Origin of the sequence: Kitasatospora sp. NPDC087271 (genome assembly GCF_044744605.1) — a bacterium.
Lineage (GTDB): Bacteria > Actinomycetota > Actinomycetes > Streptomycetales > Streptomycetaceae > Kitasatospora.
This window is the reverse complement of sequence record NZ_JBIUYQ010000016.1, coordinates 55389-74730: the sequence shown is the minus strand read 5'-3', so window position 1 is coordinate 74730 and position 19342 is coordinate 55389. Positions and strand designations below refer to the sequence as shown.

Sequence of the window (19342 nt, the reverse complement as noted above, 5' to 3'; positions counted from 1 at the left end):
GGGCCCCGTCGTTGAACGGGGCCCGCCTTTGCGTTCCGTTGGGCTTGCCGTTGCGGTACCGCGACATCCGTCGAGGTTCGGCGCGCGAACCAGGGGGAAAAGGTGACCCAACGATCGGGCGGCCACGGGGGCCCCTCACCCCACCACGCCCGGACGACGGGCGGATCCGCGCCCACCCGGCCCGACCCCCACACGAGGGCGAGTGGAAAGAGGTGCGCGATGGACCGCTGTGTCGTCCTGGTGGATGCCGGATACCTGCTGGGCGCCGCCGCCAGCCTGCTCGCCGGTGACCCGTCCCGTTCCAGAGTCACCGTCGACCACACCGCGCTGATCACCGCGCTGCGCGAACGCGCCGAGGCCGAGACCGGACTGCCGCTGCTGCGCATCTACTGGTTCGACGCCGCCCCCGACCGGCGCCCGATGCCCGAACACCGCCGGCTGCGCGTCCTGCCCCGCGTCACCGTGCGGCTCGGCGCCCTCACCCGCGCCGAAGGGCGCTGGGTGCAGAAGGGCGTCGACGCCGCCATGCACGCCGAACTCTCCGAACTCGCCCGCAACCGGGCCTGCGCCGACGTCGTCCTGATCACCGGCGACGGCGACCTGCTGCCCGGCATGATGACCGCCAAGGAACACGGCGTGGCCGTCCACCTGTGGGCGCTCCAGGCCGCCGACGGCGACTTCAACCAGTCCGAGGACCTGGTCGGCGAGGCCGACGAGCGAAGAGTGCTCGACCGCGAGTGGATCGAGGGCTCCTTCAGCCTCCGGGAGAACGCCAGCGTCTTCCCCGCGCCCGGCGCCCGCCAGGAGATCGCCAAGATCCTCGCCGCCCCGCCCGTCGGCCCGCCCGTGGCGGCACCCGCCGCGGCGCCGGTCGTGGCGCCCCCGGTCGTCCAGCCGGCCGCCGTCGCCCCGGCCGCCGTGCCCGCTGCCGTCGGGGCCTCCGCCGTCGGGGCCGTCCCGGGCGCCGCCCCAGGGGCCGTTCCAGGGGCGGTTCCAGCGGCGGGGCGGCCCCAGCCGGCCGCCGCGCTCAAGGTCGTCCCCACCCCCAAGGACCTCGCCGGGCGCACCCCCGCCGTCGCCTCGGCCGTCAACGGGCACGGCGGCACCGGACTCGCGAACGGCCACGGCGGCACCGGGCTCGTCAACGGGCACGGCGCCAACGGGCACGGCACCAACGGACAGGGCACCAACGGACAGAGCGCCAACGGGCTCCTGAACGGGCAGGCGAACGGGCACGGCACCAACGGACAGGCCGTCGGCTCGACGGGCGCCGCCGGACAGGCCGGCCCCGTCCTGCGCTGGTCCTCCGACCGCGGCTGGGTCGACCGCCCCGCCCCCGAACCCGCCGTCACCGCCGGCGACAGCCTCCCCACCCTCGCCCACCTCACCACCGCCGAACAGCGCTGGGCCGACCGCGAGGAGGACATCACCTCCATCGGCGGCGACGCCCACGAAGTCGGCCAGGTCTTCGCCCGCCGCTGGAGCGAACGGCTGGGCGACGTCGAACGGCTCACCGTGCTCTGGCCCGACTACCCCCGCATCCCGCACCGGGTCGACGGCGAACTCCTCCGCTACGCCGCCCGCTTCGGACTGCTCGCGCACAAGGACGACCAGATCGACGAACACGACCGCTACGCCATCCGGGCCGGATTCTGGAAGGAACTGGCGGTGCGGGTGCCCGGCGGATCGATGGTGGTCGTGGACGACTGACGGGCGCACGGCCCGGGTCGGACCCGGTGGGACCCGGCGGGCCGCGCGCCGGTTTTCGGTGATCAGGCCCCCTTGTCCGGTTCGCCCGTGCGAACGCGTAAAGTCTTCGGTCGTGAACGAGTCGGCAGGGCGAGCACCCCAGAACACCCCGCCGTGCGTCGCCGTGCGCGACCTCGTGAGGACCTATCGCACCGGGCGCGGAGCCGGCGCCACCGAGATCCGGGCCAACGACGGAATCAGCCTCACCGTCCGCCAGGGCGAGATCTTCGGACTGCTCGGACCCAACGGGGCCGGCAAGTCCACCCTCGTCCGCCAGCTCACCGGCCTGCTGCGGCCGGACTCCGGATCCGTCGAACTCCTCGGCCACGACATCGTCCGCCACCCCGAACGGGCCGCCCGGCTGCTCGGCTACCTCGGCCAGGAATCCAGCGCCCTCGACGAGCTGACCGTCGCGCTCGCCGCCGAGACCACCGGACGGCTGCGCGGCCTCACCCGGGCCCGGGCCCGCGCCGAAGCCGCCGACGTCCTCGCCGAACTCGGGCTCGAACCCCTCGCCCAGCGGCCGCTCGCCAAGCTCTCCGGCGGTCAGCGCCGGCTCGCCTGCGTCGCCGCCGCCCTCGTCGGGGAACGGCCGCTGCTCGTCCTCGACGAACCCACCACCGGCATGGACCCCGTCGCCCGGCGGGCCGTCTGGACCGCCGTCGACCGGCGCCGCACCGAACGCGGCGCCACCGTCCTGCTGGTCACCCACAACGTCATCGAGGCCGAGACCGTGCTCGACCGGGTCGCCGTCATCGACGACGGGCGGGTCATCGCCTGCGACACCCCCGGCGGACTCAAGGCACTCGTCGACGGCGACGTCCGGCTCGACCTGGTCTGGCGGGACGAGGCGCCGCTCGCCGTCCCCGCCGTCGCCGAACTCGCCGAACGGGCCGAACGCACCGGCCGCCGCTGGACCGTCCGCACCACCCCCGAACAGGCCCGCGAACTGGTCGCCGCCGTCACCACCGGCCCGGCCTTCGCCGCCCTCGACGACTTCACCCTCGCCACCCCGAGCCTTGAGGACGCCTACCTCAAGCTCGGGGGCCGCCACGGAGGACTGGCCAAGTGACGCTGCTCTCGGTGCCGCCGCAGGCCGCCGCCCCCGCGACCGGCGGCACCCCCGCCCCGCTCGCCCCCGCGGCCCGGCTGCTGCCCGCCCTCGCCGCCGTCTACCGGGCCCAGCTCGCCCGGGCCCGGGTGGCGCGGATCCCGCTGCTGTTCGTCGCCACCTTCCAGTCCGTCGGCATCCTCGTGATGATGCGGGGCGTGGTGGACGCCGGGCAGACCTCGGCCGCGCGGTCCGTGGTCGCCGGGTCCAGCGTGCTGGTGGTGGCGTTCGTCGCCCTCAACCTGCTCGCCCAGTACTTCGGGAAGCTGCGGGCCACCGGCGGACTCGACCACTACGCGACGCTGCCCGTACCCGCCGCCTCCGTGGTGCTCGGCGCGGCCGGCGCCTACGCCTCGTTCACGCTGCCCGGGACGGTCCTCACCGCGGCCTTCGGCGCCGTGATGTTCGGGCTGCCGCTCGGGCAGCTGTGGGTGCTGCTGGCCGTCGTCCCGCTCGCCGGAGCCGCCCTGTCCGGGCTCGGGGCCGCCTGCGGGCTGCTCGCGCCCCGCCAGGAGATCGCCACCATGCTCGGGCAGCTCGGCATGTCGGCGGCCCTGCTGCTCGGCGTGCTGCCCGTCGACCACCTCCCGCAGCCCGCCCTGTGGCTGCGCGACCTGCTGCCCTCCACGTACGGCGTCGAGGCCTTCGCCCGGACCTTCGAACCCGACCCGGACTGGGCGCTGATCGCGGGCGACCTCGCCGTCTGCGCGGGCGTCGGCGTGGTGTCGCTGGCGATCGCCACCTGGGCCTACCGGCGGGCCGTCTCCCGGTAGGGGGTGTCCCGGCGTGTCCCGGGGTCCGGCTCCGCGAGGTGCGGGGCTCGGGCTCCGCGAGGTGCGGGGTTCAGGTTCCGCCAGGTACGGGCGACGGCTCGTCCCGGCCGCGATCGTGAAACGATGGGGTCCGTGACCGTACCGAACACGCCTCCGGACCCCACCCGCGCCGCCGCGGACGCGGTGCCGGACATCACCCCCGATCCGTACGCGCCGCCGCCCGCCCCCGACGCCGGGACCCCGCCGCCGGACGGCCTGGCGGTCGCGCAGTCGCCGGGCCCCACGCTCAAGGAGCGGCTGCTGCCCGAGCTGCGGCTCGGCGCGGGCACGGTACTGGCCTGCATTGCGGTCGGACTGGTGATGGCGGGACTGTGGGTCTGGCTCGCGCCCAAGGTGCCGCTGGTCGTCGACGGCGACCGCATCCTCTACGCCGACCCCGAGGGCGAGCAGCGGGCGGGGGCCGACGCGGTCTTCGCCCTGATCGCGCTCGGCGCCGGCCTGCTGACCGCGCTCGGGGCCTTCCTGGCCACCCGGCAGCGCGGCGGCGGCATCGCGGTCGCGCTCGGACTGGTGGTCGGCGGACTGCTCGGCTCGGTCGGTGCCTGGCGGCTCGGGCGGTGGCTCGGCCCCAGCAACGACCTGATCGCCGAAGCCCGGCGGGTCGGCAACGGCGGGCACTTCGACGCGAGCATCGACCTCGGTGCGCTGGGGGCGCTGCTGGTGTGGCCGATGGCGGCGATGGTGGTGCTGCTGGCGCTGTCGGCGGCGTTCGGCAAGCGCGAGGAGGACCCGCCGCCGTACTGGGCCGGGCCGTACGGGGCGGCCGTGCCGCAGGCCCCTGCGGACGGCGCTGCGCGGCCGCAGGACGCCGTGCGGGCGGACGACGGCGCTCGGCCGGACGGCGCTGCGCGGCCGAACGACGGCGCTCGGCCGGAGGACGCCGCGCGGCCGGGGGAGCGCGGGCAGGGCTGACCGCGTGGGCCCGGGCCCACCCGCGGGTGGGCCCGTCGGCCGGGGCGGCGGGGGTCAGCCGGGGTCAGCGGGCGATCGGTGCGGTGCGGGCACCGGTCAGGGTGACCAGGTCGGCCGGGGCGAGTTCGACCTCCAGGCCGCGGCGCCCGCCGGAGACGTAGACGGTGGGGTGGGTGAGCGCGCTGGCGTCGACCACGGTCCGCAGCGGGCGGCGCTGGCCGAGCGGGGAGATGCCGCCGAGGACGTAGCCGCTGCTGCGCTCGGCGGCGGCCGGGTCGGCCATGGCGGCGCGCTTGCCGCCGACGGCGGCGGCGAGGGCCTTGAGGTCGAGCTGCCCGGCGACCGGGACCACGCCGACGGTGAGCACGCCGTCCACGTCGGCGACCAGGGTCTTGAAGACCCGCTCGGCGGCGACGCCCAGGACCTCGGCGGCCTCGCCGCCGTAGGAGGCGGCGGCCGGGTCGTGCTCGTAGGCGTGCACGGTGAACGGGACGGCGGCGGTCTCCAGGGCGACGGTAGCGGGGGTGCCCTGCCCGCCCTTCTTCGGCTTCTTCGCCATGTGGGGCTCCTTCTTCGCCGTGCGGGTTCCCCCGGACTTACGTGCGGGTGTCCCGGACTACGTGCGGGTTTTCCGGATCAGTTGGGGCTGAACGACTGGCGGGTGAGGTCGACGGCGGGCAGCGACGGCAGCCAGCTGAGCACGGAGCTCTCGCGGCGCAGCAGGTCGAGTTCGGTGCGCAGCCGCTGGGCGGTGTCGGGGCAGGCCAGCAGCTGCTGCTTGACCGGGGTCTCGAACACCGAGGCGGCGGCGACCAGGTAGGAGAGCACCTGCGGGTCGTCCGGGAGCTCCTGGCGCCCGACGGTGCTGGCCTCGCGGGCCCCGGCGAGGCGCTTCTGGTAGACCCGGAAGGCCCGCTCGACCTCGGCGGCGAGGGCGCCGGAGCCCTCGCCGGGCTGTTCCTCGACGAGTTCGGCCTCGCCGGTCAGGTACGGGCCGGAGACGTCCGCCGAGCGGAGCCGGAACCGCGTGGTGCCGGTGACCAGCAGCTCGTAGCGGCCGTCGGGCTGCTCCTGGACGGAGGCGACGTCGGCGACGCAGCCGATGTGGAACATCGCCTCCAGCGGGTCCCCGGTGGCGGTGCCGAGGCCGTCGAGCGGCCCGGCCGGGCCCTCGTCGGGGCGGACCGGGGAGACCTCGCGGCCGTCCTTGATGGCGAGCACGCCGAAGCGGCGCGGTGTGTCGGCCGGTAGTTGGAGCAGGTCGGCGACGAGACGGCGGTAACGCTCCTCGAAGACGTTCAGGGGCAGCACGAGGCCCGGGTAGAGCACGTTGTTCAGCGGGAAGAGCGGCAGCCGTTCTGTCACGGCGGACAGCGTAGTTCCCCGCGCGGTCGCGGCGCGTCGGGGTTGTGCCCGAGGGCGGGCCCCAGGACGGTCCTCGGGGCGGCCCTGGGGGCGGTCAGCCCCGTTGCAGCATGCGGGTGGCGCCGGCCACGACGGTGGTGGCGAGCAGCCAGCCGACGATCACCAGCCCGGCGGAGACGTACTGGCTGAGGCCCCCGGGGTTCCATCCCTGCTGGCCGAGCTCGACGACCGGGACGAGCTGGCTGAACGTGTACAGCACCGGGTTCCAGTGCGGGTGCTCGTCGGCCTTCAGCGGCTCCAGCGGGTGGGTGGCGAACCACACGCTCCCCAGGGCCCAGGCGAGCAGCAGCCACAGGCCGGCCCGGCCGGGGCGGTAGCCGTAGCCGACGGTGGCGTCCTGGACCCGGCCCCAGATCCGGGCGGGCAGCGGGAGGATCCGGTGGCGGCGGCGCTGCTTGGCGTACAGCACCTCGCGGGCGTCGTCGTCGGCGCCGTCGCGGCGCAGGGCGGCGGCGAGCTGCTCGTAGGACTCGGGCTGGAAGTCCACCGAGGAGCCCTCCAGCCAGGCGATCCGCTGCTGGACGCTGAAGGGCCCGACCGGGCGCAGCACCTCGTAGACGAAGCCGGTCAGGCCCAGGTGGCGGCCGCGCGGCCAGGCGTCCGGGCTGTCGACGAGGTTGCCGACCCGGGCGCGGGAGAGCGAGACGGTGCCGGTGGGGCGGACCCGGCAGGTGAACCGCAGCTCGGGGGTGTGGATGCGGCGCAGCGAGAGCTCGTCGTCACCCTCCAGGTGGAACTCGCCGGAGATCAGGCAGGCGCTCTCGAAGCGGGCGTCGGAGAGCCGGACCCGGCCGAAGGCGCGGAACGGGGTGCTGGGGGCGCCGGGCGGCGGGTTCTGGCCGTAGCCGGAGCCGTAGTAGCTGCGGGAGCCGAACCAGCCGCCGTCGGCGGAGCTGGTCAGGTAGAGGGTGTGGCCGACGGTGAGCCGGACGGCGTTGAGGCAGGTGCGGTTCTGCGGGACGGCGCGCAGCTGGGCGCCGCGCAGCGACAGCCGCCCGCCTATCCGGGCCGTACGGAGGCTCAACTCGCCCTCCACGTCCACGCGTTCGGCCTCGAAGTCCTGGTGGACGGCCAGGCCGTCGGCGGACAGCGCGCGGCCGTAGCGGTCGCCGCCCAGGACGGTCTGGTTGAGCAGCAGGTCGGTGCCGACCTTGGCGTCGGTGAGCCGTACGCCCTCGGGTATCCGGCAGCGGGCCAGGTGGAGGTCGCCGGTGGTGGTGAGCCGGGAGGCCTCCAGGCGGGGGATCAGGCAGGTGACGAAGCGCAGCGTCGAGGCCGAGGCCTCCGAGATGAGGATCTTGCGCTCGAAACGGCACTCGCGGAGCTCGACGTAGTGGCCGATGGCGCCGCCGGCCAGGTTGAGCGCGCCGGTGACCAGCACGCCGTTGAGCCGCAGCGAGGCGACCCGCCCGGTGGTGGCGGCCGGGCCGGCCAGCAGCAGATGGGCGAGGACCCGGGCCCGGACGGTCCGCCCGGGGCCCCAGACGGCGTCCCCGAAGGGGTCGTCGGAGGCGGCGTCGCCACTGCGCCGGTCGAAGACGTTGCCGCGACGGAAGGCCTCCCAGAGCTCACGCTCCGTGTCGGTCCAGCCCTCCGGGGCGTGCTCCAGCATGGTTTTCCCCGTCCCCCCGGTCGTCTCGCCTTTCGTATCACGGACTGAAATGCGGGACCAGGGGTTCCGGCCACTCCTTACACTGGGTGGCGTGATCTCTCGAATCGACCTCCGCGGCTCGCTGGACGACCCGCGTGACCTGCTGCCCCGTGCCGAGTTCGACGTGGCGGCCGCCCTGGAGAAGGTGCGGCCGATCGCCGAGGACGTACGCCATCGCGGGGTCGCGGCCGTGATCGAGATCACCGAGCGCTTCGACGGCGTCCGGCTGGAGTCGACCCGCGTCCCGGCCGAGCAGCTGACCGAGGCCCTGGAGACGCTGGACCCGAAGGTGCGGGCCGCGCTGGAGGAGTCGATCCGCCGGGCCCGCGCCGTGCACGCCGACCAGCGCCGCACCGAGCACACCACCCGGGTGGTGCCGGGCGGCACCGTCACCCAGCGCTGGGTGCCCGTGGAGCGCGTCGGCCTGTACGTGCCGGGCGGGCTGGCGGTCTACCCGTCCTCCGTGGTGATGAACGTGGTGCCGGCCCAGGAGGCGGGCGTCCAGGGCATCGCCGTCACCTCGCCGCCGCAGAAGGAGTTCGACGGCCGCGTCCACCCGACCATCCTGGCGGCCTGCGCGCTGCTCGGCGTGGACGAGGTGTACTCCGTCGGGGGCGCCCAGGCCGTGGCGATGTTCGCGCTGGGCACCGAGGAGTGCGCGCCGGTCAACATGGTCACCGGCCCCGGCAACATCTACGTGGCCGCTGCCAAGCGCTTCTTCGCCGGCCGGATCGGCATCGACTCGGAGGCCGGTCCGACCGAGATCGCCGTCCTCGCCGACGACAGCGCGCTGCCCTCCGACGTGGCCGCCGACCTGATCAGCCAGGCCGAGCACGGACCGACCTCCGGCTCGGTGCTCGTCACCGACTCGCCGGCGCTGGCCGACGCGGTCGAGGCGGAACTCGCCGTCCAGGTCGCCAGGACCAAGCACAGCGAGCGGGTCGCCGAGGCGCTGGGCGGCCGGCAGTCCGGGATCATCCTGGTCGACGACCTGGAGCAGGGCCTCGCCGTGGTCAACGCCTACGCGGCCGAGCACCTGGAGATCCAGACCCGGGACCCGCACGCGGCGGCCGCCAAGGTCGTCAACGCGGGCGCCGTCTTCATCGGCCGCTGGACGCCGGTCTCGCTGGGCGACTACGCGGCCGGCTCCAACCACGTGCTGCCCACCGGCGGCTGCGCCTGCCACTCCTCCGGCCTGTCCGTGCAGACCTTCCTGCGCGGCGTCCAGGTCGTCGAGTACGACCGGGACGCGCTCGCGGACGTCGCCGCGCACGTGGTCAACCTCGCCAACGCGGAGGACCTGCCCGGGCACGGCGACGCGATCAAGGCGCGCTTCGACTGGACGGTGCCGGGATCGTGACTGCTGTGAATCCTGTGACTCCTGTTACTTCTGAGGCTGGTGCGACTCCGGTGGCTGGTGCGACTCGGGTGACCCGGATCGACGACCTCCCCATCCGCGACGAGCTGCGCGGCCAGTCCCCGTACGGCGCGCCGCAGCTGGACGTGCCCGTCCAGCTGAACACCAACGAGAACCCGTACCCGCTCCCCGAGGAGCTGGTCGCCCGGATCGCCGAGCGCGTCGCCGAGGCCGCCCGCAACCTCAACCGCTACCCCGACCGGGACGCCGTCGAACTGCGCGAAGGCCTCGCCGCCTACCTCGGCCGGACCACCGGCTTCGCCGTCACCCGGCAGCAGGTCTGGGCCGCCAACGGCTCCAACGAGGTGCTCCAGCAGCTGCTGCAGACCTTCGGCGGCCCCGGCCGCAGCGCGCTCGGCTTCGAGCCCTCCTACTCGATGCACGCGCTGATCTCCCGGGGCACCGGCACCGAGTGGATCTCCGGCCCGCGGCGCGACGACTTCACCATCGACCTGGACGCCGCCCTCGGCGCGATCGCCGAGCACCGGCCGAACGTGGTCTTCATCTGCTCGCCGAACAACCCGACCGGCACCGCCGTCGCCGCCGACACCGTGCTGCGGCTCTACGAGGCCGCGCAGGCCGCCGGGCCCAGCCTGGTCGTCGTCGACGAGGCCTACGTCGAGTTCTCGCACCGGGCCTCGCTGCTGCCGCTCATCGAGGGCCGCCCCAACCTGGTGGTCTCCCGCACCATGTCCAAGGCCTTCGGCGCGGCCGGGCTGCGCCTGGGCTACCTGGCCGCCGACCCGGCCGTGGTGGACGCGGTGCAGCTGGTCCGCCTGCCGTACCACCTGTCGTCCGTCACCCAGGCCACCGCGCTGGCCTGCCTGGAGCACACCGACACCCTGCTCGGGTACGTCGGCCGGCTCAAGGAGGAGCGCGACCGGCTGGTCGACGCGCTGCGCGGGCTCGGCCTGGAGGTCACCGACTCGGACGCCAACTTCGTCCAGTTCGGCCGCTTCGCCGACACCCACGCCGTCTGGCAGGCCATCCTCGACCAGGGCGTCCTGGTCCGTGACAACGGCGTCCCCGGGTGGCTGCGCGTCACCGCCGGCACGCCCGCAGAGAACGACGCCTTCCTGGACGCCGTCCGCACAGTGATCAAGGAGCTGTAACCCGTATGTCCCGCATCGGACGCGTCGAACGCACCACCAAGGAGACCGCGGTCCTGGTCGAGATCGACCTCGACGGCACCGGGAAGACCGACATCTCCACGGGCGTCGGGTTCTACGACCACATGCTCGACCAGCTCGGCCGCCACGGTCTCTTCGACCTCACCGTCAAGACCGACGGCGACCTGCACATCGACACCCACCACACCATCGAGGACACCGCCCTCGCGCTCGGCGCCGCCTTCAAGCAGGCGCTCGGCGACAAGGTCGGCATCTACCGCTTCGGCAACTGCACGGTGCCGCTGGACGAGTCGCTCGCCCAGGTCACCGTGGACCTCTCCGGCCGGCCGTACCTGGTGCACACCGAGCCCGAGCACATGGCGCCGATGATCGGCTCGTACGACACCACGATGACCCGGCACATCCTGGAGTCCTTCGTGGCCCAGGCGCAGGTCGCCCTGCACGTCCACGTGCCGTACGGGCGCAACGCCCACCACATCGTGGAATGCCAGTTCAAGGCGCTGGCCCGAGCCCTGCGCTACGCCGCCGAGCGCGACCCGCGCGCGGCCGGAATCCTCCCCTCGACCAAGGGTGCACTGTGAGCAAGGCGGCCCTCGCCCTCATCTTCGTCGGCCTCTTCCTGGCCGGCGGCGTGATCTCGTTCTGGAAGCAGAAGCTGCCCAAGGGCGTCATCCTGGTGCTCGCGTTCGGCTCGGTCATGTGCCTGGCCTCCGGCATCATGCGCCTCTAGACCCGCAGTAGAGAGACTGGACACCTGAACATGGGCAAGAACGTCGTCGTCCTCGACTACGGGTCGGGCAACCTCCGCTCCGCGCAGCGCGCGCTCGAACGGACCGGGGCGGACGTCACCGTCACCTCCGACTACGACACCGCGATGAACGCGGACGGCCTGCTCGTCCCCGGCGTCGGCGCCTTCGAGGCCTGCATGCGCGGCCTGAAGTCCGTCCGGGGCGACTGGATCATCGGCCGCCGGCTCGCCGGAGGCCGCCCCGTCATGGGCATCTGCGTCGGCATGCAGATCCTCTTCGAGAAGGGGGTCGAGCACGGCGTGGAGACGGCCGGCTGCGACGAGTGGCCCGGCGTCGTCGAGCCGCTGGACGCCCCCGTCATCCCGCACATGGGCTGGAACACCGTGGACGTGCCCGAGGGCAGCCGGATGTTCGCCGGCCTCGACCCGCAGAGCCGCTTCTACTTCGTGCACTCCTACGGCGTGCGGCACTGGGAGCTGGAGACCCACAGCGCACGGATCCACGCCCCGCTCGTCACCTGGGCCACCCACGGGCAGCCCTTCGTCGCCGCCATCGAGAACGGCCCGCTCTGGGCCACCCAGTTCCACCCCGAGAAGTCCGGCGACGCCGGCGCCGCCCTCCTGACCAACTGGGTCAACACCCTCTGAGCTTGGAAGAGTTGTGACTATGAGCCGCCTCGAACTGCTTCCCGCCGTCGACGTCCGGGACGGCCAGGCAGTCCGCCTGGTCAAGGGCGCGTCCGGCACCGAGACCTCCTTCGGCGAACCCCTCGCCGCCGCCCTCGCCTGGCAGAACGCCGGCGCCGAGTGGCTGCACCTGGTCGACCTCGACGCCGCCTTCGGCACCGGCACCAACTACGAGCTGCTGCGCGAGGTCACCGGCCGCCTCGACATCAAGGTCGAGCTGTCCGGCGGCATCCGCGACGACGAGTCGCTCGCCAACGCGCTCGCCACCGGCTGCACCCGGGTCAACCTCGGCACCGCCGCCCTGGAAGCCCCCGAGTGGGTCGCCAAGGCCATCGCCGAGCACGGCGACAAGATCGCCGTCGGCCTGGACGTCGTCGGCACCACCCTGCGCGGCCGCGGCTGGACCCGCGACGGCGGCCAGCTCTTCGAGGTGCTGGAGCGGCTCAACCAGGAGGGCTGCGCCCGCTACGTCGTCACCGACGTCAACCGGGACGGCACCCTGACCGGCCCCAACCTGCAGCTGCTGCGCGACGTCTGCGCCGCCACCGACCGCCCCGTCGTCGCCTCCGGCGGCGTCTCCTCGCTCGACGACCTGCGCGCCATCGCCGGCCTGGTCGGTGAGGGTGTCGAGGGCGCCATCGTGGGCAAGGCACTCTACGAGCAGAAGTTCACCCTCGAAGAGGCCCTGGAGGCGGTTTCAGGATGACGGAACGTCGGATCGTGCGTGGCAGGGTCGGCGGATTCTCCCCCTGGGAGGACCAGTTCGGCTACTCGCGGGCGGTCGCCGCGGGAGACCACGTGCACGTGGCCGGCTCCACCGCCTGGGTGAACGGCCGGATCGAGCACGAGGGAGACCCCTACCGGCAGACCCTCGCCGCGTTCGGCGTCGGGCTCAACGCCCTCGCCGCGTACGGTCTGACGGCGGACGACGTGGTCCGCACCCGGATGTACATCACCCACGCCCGCGACGCCGACGAGGTGGGCCGCGCCCACCACCAACTCTTCGACGCCGCCCGCCCGGTGGCCACCATGGTGGTGGTCGACGGGCTGATCGACTCCCGGATGATGGTCGAGGTCGAGCTCGACGCCTATCGTGCCGGGCTGGCAAAGACCCTGGAAGGCAACCAGCCGTGACCCTCGCCGTACGTGTCATCCCCTGCCTGGACGTCGACGCCGGGCGGGTGGTCAAGGGCGTCAACTTCCAGAACCTGCGCGACGCCGGAGACCCGGTCGAGATGGCCAAGCTCTACGATGCCGAGGGCGCCGACGAGTTGACCTTCCTCGATATCACCGCCTCCTCCGGCGACCGGGAAACCACCTACGACGTGGTCCGCCGCACCGCCGAACAGGTCTTCATCCCGCTCACCGTCGGCGGCGGCATCCGCGCCGTCGAGGACGTCGACAAGCTGCTGCGGGCCGGCGCCGACAAGGTCGGCGTCAACACCGCCGCCATCGCCCGGCCGGAACTGGTCCGCGAGATCGCCCAGCGGTTCGGGCGGCAGGTCCTGGTGCTGTCCGTGGACGCCCGGCGCTGCGCTCCCGGCACCGAGACCGCGTCCGGCTACGAGGTGACCACCCACGGCGGGCGCAAGGGCACCGGCCTCGACGCCGTCGAATGGGCCGGGCGCGCGGCCGAACTCGGCGCCGGCGAGATCCTGCTCAACTCGATGGACGCCGACGGCACCAAGGACGGGTACGACCTGGAGATGATCCGGGCCGTCCGCAAGGCCGTCTCCGTGCCCGTCATCGCCTCCGGCGGCGCCGGCAAGCTCGCGGACTTCGCGCCGGCCGTCGAAGCGGGTGCGGACGCGGTGCTCGCCGCGAGCGTCTTCCACTTCGGGGACCTGCGGATCGGGCAGGTCAAGGACGCGCTGCGGGAGGCCGGGCACCCGGTGCGGTGACCGTCCGTACTGCCGCGAGAGGGCCCGCTGCGCACCGGCGCAGCGGGCCCTCTCGCGTGCTCAGGACTGTTCGCGGGGCTCGCCCTTGATCAGCGCGAACGGCGTGCCGTGCGGGTCCACGATCCAGGCGATCCGGCCGACGTTCGGCACGTCCTCGGGCCCCATCACCACCGTGCCGCCGGCCGCCTTCGCCTTCGCGATCAGCGCGTCCACGTCGCCGGCGGCGAAGTACGGCGTCCAGGCGGAGGGCTCCTGCGGGGACATGGTCGGGGCGATGCCGCCGAAGGCCGTGGCCTGTTGGTCGCCCTCGGAGGTCGAGATCACCCGGTAGTCCATGCCCGGAGCCGGCTCGAACTTCTCCACCCGCCAGCCGAACAGCGCCTGGTAGAAGCCGAACCCGGCGCTCTGGTCCGAAGTGTGCAGCTCGGACCAGACCAGCGCGCCGTCCTCCGACACCACGTCCAGGCCGGTGGTCGTGCCCGGCTGCCAGACCGCGAACCTGGCCCCCTGCGGGTCGGCGAACTGGGCGAACCACCCCTCGCCCATGACGTCCATCGGCGGGACCAGGACCGAACCGCCCGCCTGCTCGGCGGCCTGCGCGGTGGCGTTCACGTCGGCCGTACGGAAGTACGTCGTCCAGGTCGGCTGGTCACCCTCGTCGAGCGGGCCGACGGCGCCGACCGTCCTGCCGTTCAACTGGAAGAAGCCGTAGCCGCCCGCCTCCGGGCCGCCGGACCGGAACGTCCAGCCGAAGACCTTGCCGTAGAACTCGGCCGTGGCGGGGATGTCCGGGCTGCCGAGGTCGATCCAGCAGGGCGCGCCGGCCGGAAAGTCGGTGGTGAGCATGAGGTGGTGCCCCTTCGACGGAAGACGTGACCAGGCCGGTTCCGTCGGGCGCGCGCACGCACCCTCCCCGGCCCTCTGCGAGTCTGCACCCGCCCACTGACATCCGCAGCCGGGGAGCGCGGCCGGGAGCCCTCAGCCGCGCCCCCGGAAACGGGCCCACAGCTGAGCTGCCCGGTTCAGGCCATCGGTCCACGGGTCCGGATCGTCTCCGGCGATCTCGGCCCACATCCGGGCCTGAGCCTGCGCGAAGACGTCCACCACCGCCGGATCGCCGGCCCGCCACGCAGGGACCCTGGCGGCCCACGCTTCCGCCCCAGCCGGGCTGTGACCGCCCGCAGCGATCAACCAGATCACCCACAGGGCCGATTCGATCCAGGGCGCTCCCCGGGTGGCCCACGCCCAGTCGACCAGCAGCGCATGGCCCCCGGGAATCAACACGTTCTCGTTGTTCAGATCGGTGTGCAACAGGGAACTACCGGCGAACCGGGACAGCACCTCGGGGTCGTCCACGTAGGCGGCCCATCGCTGCTCGGCCCGGCGTAGCTCGATCGGGGGACACGGGGTACGGCCGAGCCGGCTGAGGGCGTCGACCATCAGCTACCGGGGCGCACCAACAGGTACTCGTCCAAGAATGGACTGGCGATGAGGCTGTGCACTTTCCCTCCTCTGCTGAGCAATTCGGAGAAGCGCCGCGAGTGGCGGCGGTTCCCCGAGGGCGCCTGAGCCCTCGGGGATGCCCTGGCTGGCCTCACCAGGGCGGAAGCCAGCCAAAGCTGTTTGCCTGGCAGTCAGGTCGTCAGGTCGTCAGGTCGTCAGGTGTCGGAGCGGCGCAGGTACGCGTCAGCGGCCGACACGGTGTAGAAGCGCCTGATCCGGTCCGAGGAACCCGGAGCGCGCAGGTACTCGTGCTGTTCGCGGTCGTAGATCCCCCAGCACTCCAGCAGGAAGAAGTGGGGGCTTCGGGAGTCGATCAGGCGGATCTCGTAACGAGACGAGGCGGAAGGAGCGGTCATCGCGACTTCCGTCCGGGCGTGAACATGAGCCGGAAGGGCTGGTACGGCGAGCCGCGAGTCCCCCGTCGCGAGTTGGTCGGGCGCCGCCTCGAACCAGACCACCTTGCCCTCCTCCGCCGGGTACCAGCCCCAGGAGTAGGCCAGCGCCTCCACCAGGAGCAGGCCACGGCCGCCGGTGGCCATGTCGTCCGCCGTGCTCCTCACCGGCGGCTGCGGACTCCTGTCCGCGACCTCGACCCGGAGGCGGACTCCGGTCCACCGGACCGTGACGCGGCAGCGCTTTCCGGTGTGCTCAACGGCGTTGGCCAGCAGCTCGTCGGCGCACAACTCCATGTCCCGCAGCGACTTCTCGGAGAGGAGTTCCGGCCAGGACCGAGCCACATGCACCACCCAGAGCCGGGCGAATTTCACCGCAGCCGTGGTCGGTTGCACCTCTTGGGACTTCGGCATCGGGAGTACAGCGCAGTCGTCGGTGTTCATCAGCCCTCCCGGACTGGGGCGTTGATCGGCGCGGCGATGAGCAGCCGCACGGTGGTTCGACCTTCGGAGCGACAGGACTCAATGGCCCTGGCAGGCTCGAATCCAGTGAACCGGCCCAACAGCACGATCGGTATGCATGTCGACACGTAGAGTGGTTTACGCGGTTTACAGCTCGACCTCAGGGGATCGATCGTGGCCACACGCAGGGAACCCAATCACCGCCTCAGGGAGACGATTTCAGCGGGCGGATGGACCTATGAGGCGTTAGCCCGTGCTGTGCGGTGCATCGGTGCGGAGAACGGAGAGATGCTCCTCACCAACAAGTCCGCCGTGGCCCACTGGATCAACGGCGCGCAGCCGGCCGGGCAAGTCGGCCACTACATCGCAGAGGCGCTCTCCCGCCGGTCCGGGCGTCGGGTCACCCTTGCCGAACTCGGCTTCGCCACCCCGGAAGAGTCCTTGGCGGTGAGTAGTGATCCGGTCGAGGCGGTTGCCGATCTCGGCCGTGCAGATGTCGAGCGCCGCACCTTTCTGGCTGTCGCCGCATTCACAACTGCCGGTGTAGCCATGCCGCTGCTCTACGATCCTGAGCCCATCTCGCGTCTGATGAGGGCCCGGACCGGCTTGGCTCGCATCGGTGTTGAAGAAGTTGAGGTCGTTCGGCAGATCACTGCCGCGTTCAGCGCGGCAGACGAACGACTCGGCGGCGGGCATGGGCTGACCACCGTGACCGCCTACCTGGCCGACACGGCAGCCCCGATGCTCAACGGCCGCTTCCCCAACGAAAGTGTGCGGCGGCACGCCTTCGGAGCCGTGGCCGAACTTGCCTACCTTGCTGGATGGAAACACCACGACCTCGGCCAAGAAGGCGCCGCCCAGCGTTACTACCAGGTCGGTTACCAACTCGCTGTGGAGTCGGATCCGCATGGTCACGCCGGATGGATGATGCGCACCCTGGCTCATCAGGCGCTCAGTCTCAAGCAGCCCCACCACTGTGCGGCGCTGATCGAGAATGCACTCGCTCGGAGCGTTGGTCGGGTGGATGGAAAGACCGAGGCGCTTCTTCACATCACTCACGCTCGTGCTTTCGCCGCCACCCGGGACAAGCCCGCCGCAGCCAAGGCACTCCTCGCCGCAGAGAACGCCCTCGTCCGAGACGGCGACCCGCAGCCCAGTTTCTCATTCGTCAGCGGCCCTGCGGTCGGTACTGTCGCCAGCCACACTGCCCGAACCCTCACCGACCTCGGGGACCACGCAGTAACCGAACAGCAGCACCGTGCCGCGCTGATTCGTTGGGATGCCGAGAAGTACAAGCGGGTTCACGCCCTCACCTACGCAGACCTGGGTGACAGCTTGGCTGTTCAAGCCCGAGCGGACGAGGCGGTCGCAGCCTGGGGACGTGCGCTCGACCTCATGGCCGGCATGACCTCGGATCGGACGAGAAAGGCGATTTCCTCAATCCGCCCTTGCTTGGCGATCTACCGTAGACGTGGTGTTCCTGGAGCCGTAGATCTGGAACGCCGAACACGTGAGGCACTGACATGACAGCTGTAACGCAGGAAGGACTCGACCGAGTGGACCAGCCGACCGCCGATCAGACGACTGCTCTCAAGCCCGCCACGGAGTCGATGACCCTGCTGGTCGCCGCCGTCATCGTCCATGACCTTGAAGCTCAACGTGTCGTTCTTCTCCGGCGGGGGCCCAAGGCCAAGTTCGCGCAAGGCCTGTGGGATCTGCCGGTCGGCAAGAACGAACCAGGCGAGCCGATCACGGGGACGGCGGTTCGCGAGCTCAGGGAGGAGACCGGGCTCGTCGTCGCTCCTGAGGATTTGCAACTTGCCCACGTCATCCACGGTGCTCGCGGCGTCGAGGCTCCCAACGGCTTCCTGACCGTCGTTTTCGCGGCACACCGGTGGTCCGGTGAGCTCGCGAACGGGGAACCTGCCAAGCACTCGGACGTTGCGTGGATCGGCGTCGGGGCTGTACCGGAGGAATTCGTCTCCACTACCAGGGAGGCCCTGATCAATTATCTGACCAATGGACCGAGCGTCTCTCTCGATTCGTGGCGGAGCCGATAGCCAGCGGGGAGTTTCCGACCTCCTCCCAATCCTCTTGGTCTTGGGTCGTCGAGCGCTGCCCCTCGGTATTCCGAGGGGCAGCGCATCATTTTTCTCTCTTTAAGGCAGTGGCAGGACGTGGCGGAGGGCTTCGAGGGCGTCCGGGGGGCCGTCGACGGTGAGGGTGGTGTGGGTGCCGCGGCCGTAGGTGAAGAGGATCAGTTCGCCCGGTTCGCCGGTGAGTTGGACGGTGGGGGAGCCGGTGGGGCCGACGGTGAGGGACTGGCCGTCGGGGCGGCTCAGCACCAGTCGGACGGGGGAGCGGCGGCCGGCTTCCAGGCGGGCCAGCAGGGGCAGTCGGCGCCACAGGGCTTCGGCGCGGCCGGCGGGGACCGGGGCGGGGGTCCAGTCGTCGGCGGCCCGCAGGACGTCCTCGGCGTGCACGTAGTACTCGACGGTGTTCGCGGCCTCGTCGGCGCCGGGCAGGGCGAACGGGGAGAGCACCGGCGGGCCGGAGCGGAAGAGCTTCAGCAGCTCCTCGTACGGGCGCTCGGCGTACGCGGACTGCACCCGGCGGGCCCGGTCGGCGAGGGCGCCGATCAGCAGTCCGGCCGCCGCGTCCGGGCGGTGCTCGCGGACCACCAGGTGGGCGGCGAGGTCGCGGGTGGTCCACCCGGCGCAGAGGGTGGGGGCGTCCGGCCCGGCGGCGGCCAGGAGTGCGGCGAGGCGGTGGCGTTCGGCGAGGGCGTGGTTCGACATGGCGCCACGATAGAGGCTGTCAGCGCAGGTTGCCGGTGAGCTTGGGGCCGCCCTGCTTGTTGCCGGCGGTCAGGGTGCAGGTGTAGTCCCGCCAGCCCTGCTGGTAGTTGGCCTGGGCAGGGCCGAACTGGCGGCCGTAGTACGTCTTCCCGTCGTTCTGGCGGGCCTTGGCGGCGGCCTCGGCCTCCTTGCAGCCCTCGCGCATGGCGAGCGCGATCGGGATCTCGCCGGTCAGGCCGTCGGCCAGTTTCAGGTCGGCGATCACCTGGCCGTCGTGCTCGCCGGTGCAGGGGCGCTCCTCGGCCTTGGTGATCACCGGGCTGAGCTGCGGGTGGTCGAAGCAGGCGCCGACCGGGAAGAAGGCGTACGGCGGGGCCTTGGTCGGGGTGGGTGTCGGCGTGGGCGTCGGGGTCGGGGTGGCCGTGGGGGTCGGCGGGGGCGGCGCGGCGGCGGGCTTGCGCTCCTCCGGCCAGAGCAGGACGGTGGCCACCACCGCGAGCAGCACGGCCAGGACGGCCACGACGGCGAGGACCAGGCCCCGGGACGGGCGGGAGTCGGCGGCTGCGGGCGGCTGCTGCTCGGAGGTCATGGCCATGAGGATGGCCCACGCGGGGCCCGCCCGG

22 protein-coding genes are annotated in these 19342 nt (G+C 72.5%); 14 read left to right on the top strand and 8 right to left on the bottom strand.

Annotation, left to right across the window (positions count from 1 at the left end):
* Window positions 1-219: 219 nt before the first annotated feature.
* The 4 genes from ACIO9K_RS25105 (at window position 220) to ACIO9K_RS25090 (ending at window position 4605) form a co-directional block, all read left to right on the top strand.
* A complete protein-coding gene (locus ACIO9K_RS25105; RefSeq protein WP_400333279.1) occupies window positions 220-1710 on the top strand; it encodes an NYN domain-containing protein in 1491 nt (496 codons plus the stop codon).
* Between the two features lie 112 nt (window positions 1711-1822).
* Complete coding sequence (locus tag ACIO9K_RS25100; RefSeq protein ID WP_400333276.1) at window positions 1823-2821, top strand: ABC transporter ATP-binding protein; 999 nt, start codon at window positions 1823-1825, stop codon at window positions 2819-2821.
* On the top strand, window positions 2818-3633 hold the full coding sequence (locus tag ACIO9K_RS25095) for an ABC transporter permease (protein WP_363618914.1): 816 nt from the start codon (window positions 2818-2820) through the stop codon (window positions 3631-3633). The genes ACIO9K_RS25100 and ACIO9K_RS25095 overlap by 4 nt, the downstream gene beginning before the upstream one ends.
* 132 nt (window positions 3634-3765) lie before the next feature.
* Entirely contained in the window at window positions 3766-4605 is an 840-nt protein-coding gene (locus ACIO9K_RS25090; protein ID WP_363618915.1) for a hypothetical protein, read from the top strand.
* Window positions 4606-4669: 64 nt separating this feature from the next.
* On the opposite strand, the gene ybaK is transcribed toward ACIO9K_RS25090, so the two are convergent.
* The 3 genes from ybaK to ACIO9K_RS25075 all read right to left on the bottom strand — a co-directional run bounded on the left by ybaK (window position 4670) and on the right by ACIO9K_RS25075 (window position 7642).
* The gene (ybaK, locus tag ACIO9K_RS25085) at window positions 4670-5164 is read right to left on the bottom strand and encodes a Cys-tRNA(Pro) deacylase (protein ID WP_063347187.1); all 495 of its coding nucleotides are present in this window, start codon (window positions 5162-5164) and stop codon (window positions 4670-4672) included.
* Between the two features lie 77 nt (window positions 5165-5241).
* Window positions 5242-5970: an LON peptidase substrate-binding domain-containing protein gene (locus tag ACIO9K_RS25080; protein WP_380423259.1), complete on the bottom strand. Its 729-nt coding sequence runs from the start codon at window positions 5968-5970 to the stop codon at window positions 5242-5244.
* 94 nt (window positions 5971-6064) lie between these two features.
* On the bottom strand, window positions 6065-7642 hold the full coding sequence (locus ACIO9K_RS25075; RefSeq protein ID WP_400333272.1) for an oxidoreductase: 1578 nt from the start codon (window positions 7640-7642) through the stop codon (window positions 6065-6067).
* Between the two features lie 91 nt (window positions 7643-7733).
* Here ACIO9K_RS25075 and hisD point away from each other — a divergent pair, with 91 nt between their 5' ends.
* From hisD to hisF, 8 genes are all read left to right on the top strand, one after another.
* Complete coding sequence (gene hisD, locus ACIO9K_RS25070) at window positions 7734-9041, top strand: histidinol dehydrogenase (RefSeq protein ID WP_063347184.1); 1308 nt, start codon at window positions 7734-7736, stop codon at window positions 9039-9041.
* Window positions 9042-9109: 68 nt separating this feature from the next.
* Window positions 9110-10210: a histidinol-phosphate transaminase gene (locus ACIO9K_RS25065; RefSeq protein WP_350885744.1), complete on the top strand. Its 1101-nt coding sequence runs from the start codon at window positions 9110-9112 to the stop codon at window positions 10208-10210.
* A gap of 5 nt (window positions 10211-10215) precedes the next feature.
* Window positions 10216-10809, top strand: a complete 594-nt coding sequence (hisB, locus tag ACIO9K_RS25060; RefSeq protein WP_063347182.1) for an imidazoleglycerol-phosphate dehydratase HisB — start codon at window positions 10216-10218, stop codon at window positions 10807-10809.
* On the top strand, window positions 10806-10958 hold the full coding sequence (locus ACIO9K_RS25055; protein WP_350885740.1) for a hypothetical protein: 153 nt from the start codon (window positions 10806-10808) through the stop codon (window positions 10956-10958). Before hisB ends, ACIO9K_RS25055 begins: the two co-directional genes overlap by 4 nt.
* Before the next feature lie 30 nt (window positions 10959-10988).
* Window positions 10989-11624: an imidazole glycerol phosphate synthase subunit HisH gene (gene hisH / locus ACIO9K_RS25050; RefSeq protein ID WP_063347181.1), complete on the top strand. Its 636-nt coding sequence runs from the start codon at window positions 10989-10991 to the stop codon at window positions 11622-11624.
* Window positions 11625-11643: 19 nt separating this feature from the next.
* Window positions 11644-12369: a bifunctional 1-(5-phosphoribosyl)-5-((5-phosphoribosylamino)methylideneamino)imidazole-4-carboxamide isomerase/phosphoribosylanthranilate isomerase PriA gene (gene priA / locus ACIO9K_RS25045; protein WP_363368516.1), complete on the top strand. Its 726-nt coding sequence runs from the start codon at window positions 11644-11646 to the stop codon at window positions 12367-12369.
* A complete protein-coding gene (locus ACIO9K_RS25040; RefSeq protein ID WP_363618919.1) occupies window positions 12366-12797 on the top strand; it encodes a RidA family protein in 432 nt (143 codons plus the stop codon). The genes priA and ACIO9K_RS25040 overlap by 4 nt, the downstream gene beginning before the upstream one ends.
* Complete coding sequence (hisF, locus tag ACIO9K_RS25035) at window positions 12794-13564, top strand: imidazole glycerol phosphate synthase subunit HisF (RefSeq protein WP_400333266.1); 771 nt, start codon at window positions 12794-12796, stop codon at window positions 13562-13564. The genes ACIO9K_RS25040 and hisF overlap by 4 nt, the downstream gene beginning before the upstream one ends.
* A gap of 60 nt (window positions 13565-13624) precedes the next feature.
* On the opposite strand, the gene ACIO9K_RS25030 is transcribed toward hisF, so the two are convergent.
* From ACIO9K_RS25030 to ACIO9K_RS25020, 3 genes are all read right to left on the bottom strand, one after another.
* Window positions 13625-14410, bottom strand: coding sequence for a VOC family protein (locus ACIO9K_RS25030; RefSeq protein ID WP_363582822.1), 786 nt, complete (start codon window positions 14408-14410; stop codon window positions 13625-13627).
* A gap of 132 nt (window positions 14411-14542) precedes the next feature.
* Window positions 14543-14920: a hypothetical protein gene (locus ACIO9K_RS25025; RefSeq protein ID WP_400333262.1), complete on the bottom strand. Its 378-nt coding sequence runs from the start codon at window positions 14918-14920 to the stop codon at window positions 14543-14545.
* A 302-nt stretch (window positions 14921-15222) separates the two neighbouring features.
* On the bottom strand, window positions 15223-15903 hold the full coding sequence (locus ACIO9K_RS25020; RefSeq protein ID WP_400333259.1) for an ATP-binding protein: 681 nt from the start codon (window positions 15901-15903) through the stop codon (window positions 15223-15225).
* Window positions 15904-16095: 192 nt separating this feature from the next.
* Between ACIO9K_RS25020 and ACIO9K_RS25015 the strand changes: the two genes are divergently transcribed.
* A complete protein-coding gene (locus ACIO9K_RS25015) occupies window positions 16096-17448 on the top strand; it encodes a tetratricopeptide repeat protein (RefSeq protein ID WP_400333256.1) in 1353 nt (450 codons plus the stop codon).
* On the top strand, window positions 17445-17981 hold the full coding sequence (locus tag ACIO9K_RS25010) for an NUDIX domain-containing protein (RefSeq protein ID WP_400333253.1): 537 nt from the start codon (window positions 17445-17447) through the stop codon (window positions 17979-17981). Before ACIO9K_RS25015 ends, ACIO9K_RS25010 begins: the two co-directional genes overlap by 4 nt.
* 99 nt (window positions 17982-18080) lie before the next feature.
* On the opposite strand, the gene ACIO9K_RS25005 is transcribed toward ACIO9K_RS25010, so the two are convergent.
* Window positions 18081-18719, bottom strand: a complete 639-nt coding sequence (locus tag ACIO9K_RS25005; protein ID WP_400333250.1) for a TIGR03085 family metal-binding protein — start codon at window positions 18717-18719, stop codon at window positions 18081-18083.
* A gap of 19 nt (window positions 18720-18738) precedes the next feature.
* Window positions 18739-19308, bottom strand: a complete 570-nt coding sequence (locus ACIO9K_RS25000; protein WP_400333247.1) for a hypothetical protein — start codon at window positions 19306-19308, stop codon at window positions 18739-18741.
* Between the last annotated feature and the right edge of the window lie 34 nt (window positions 19309-19342).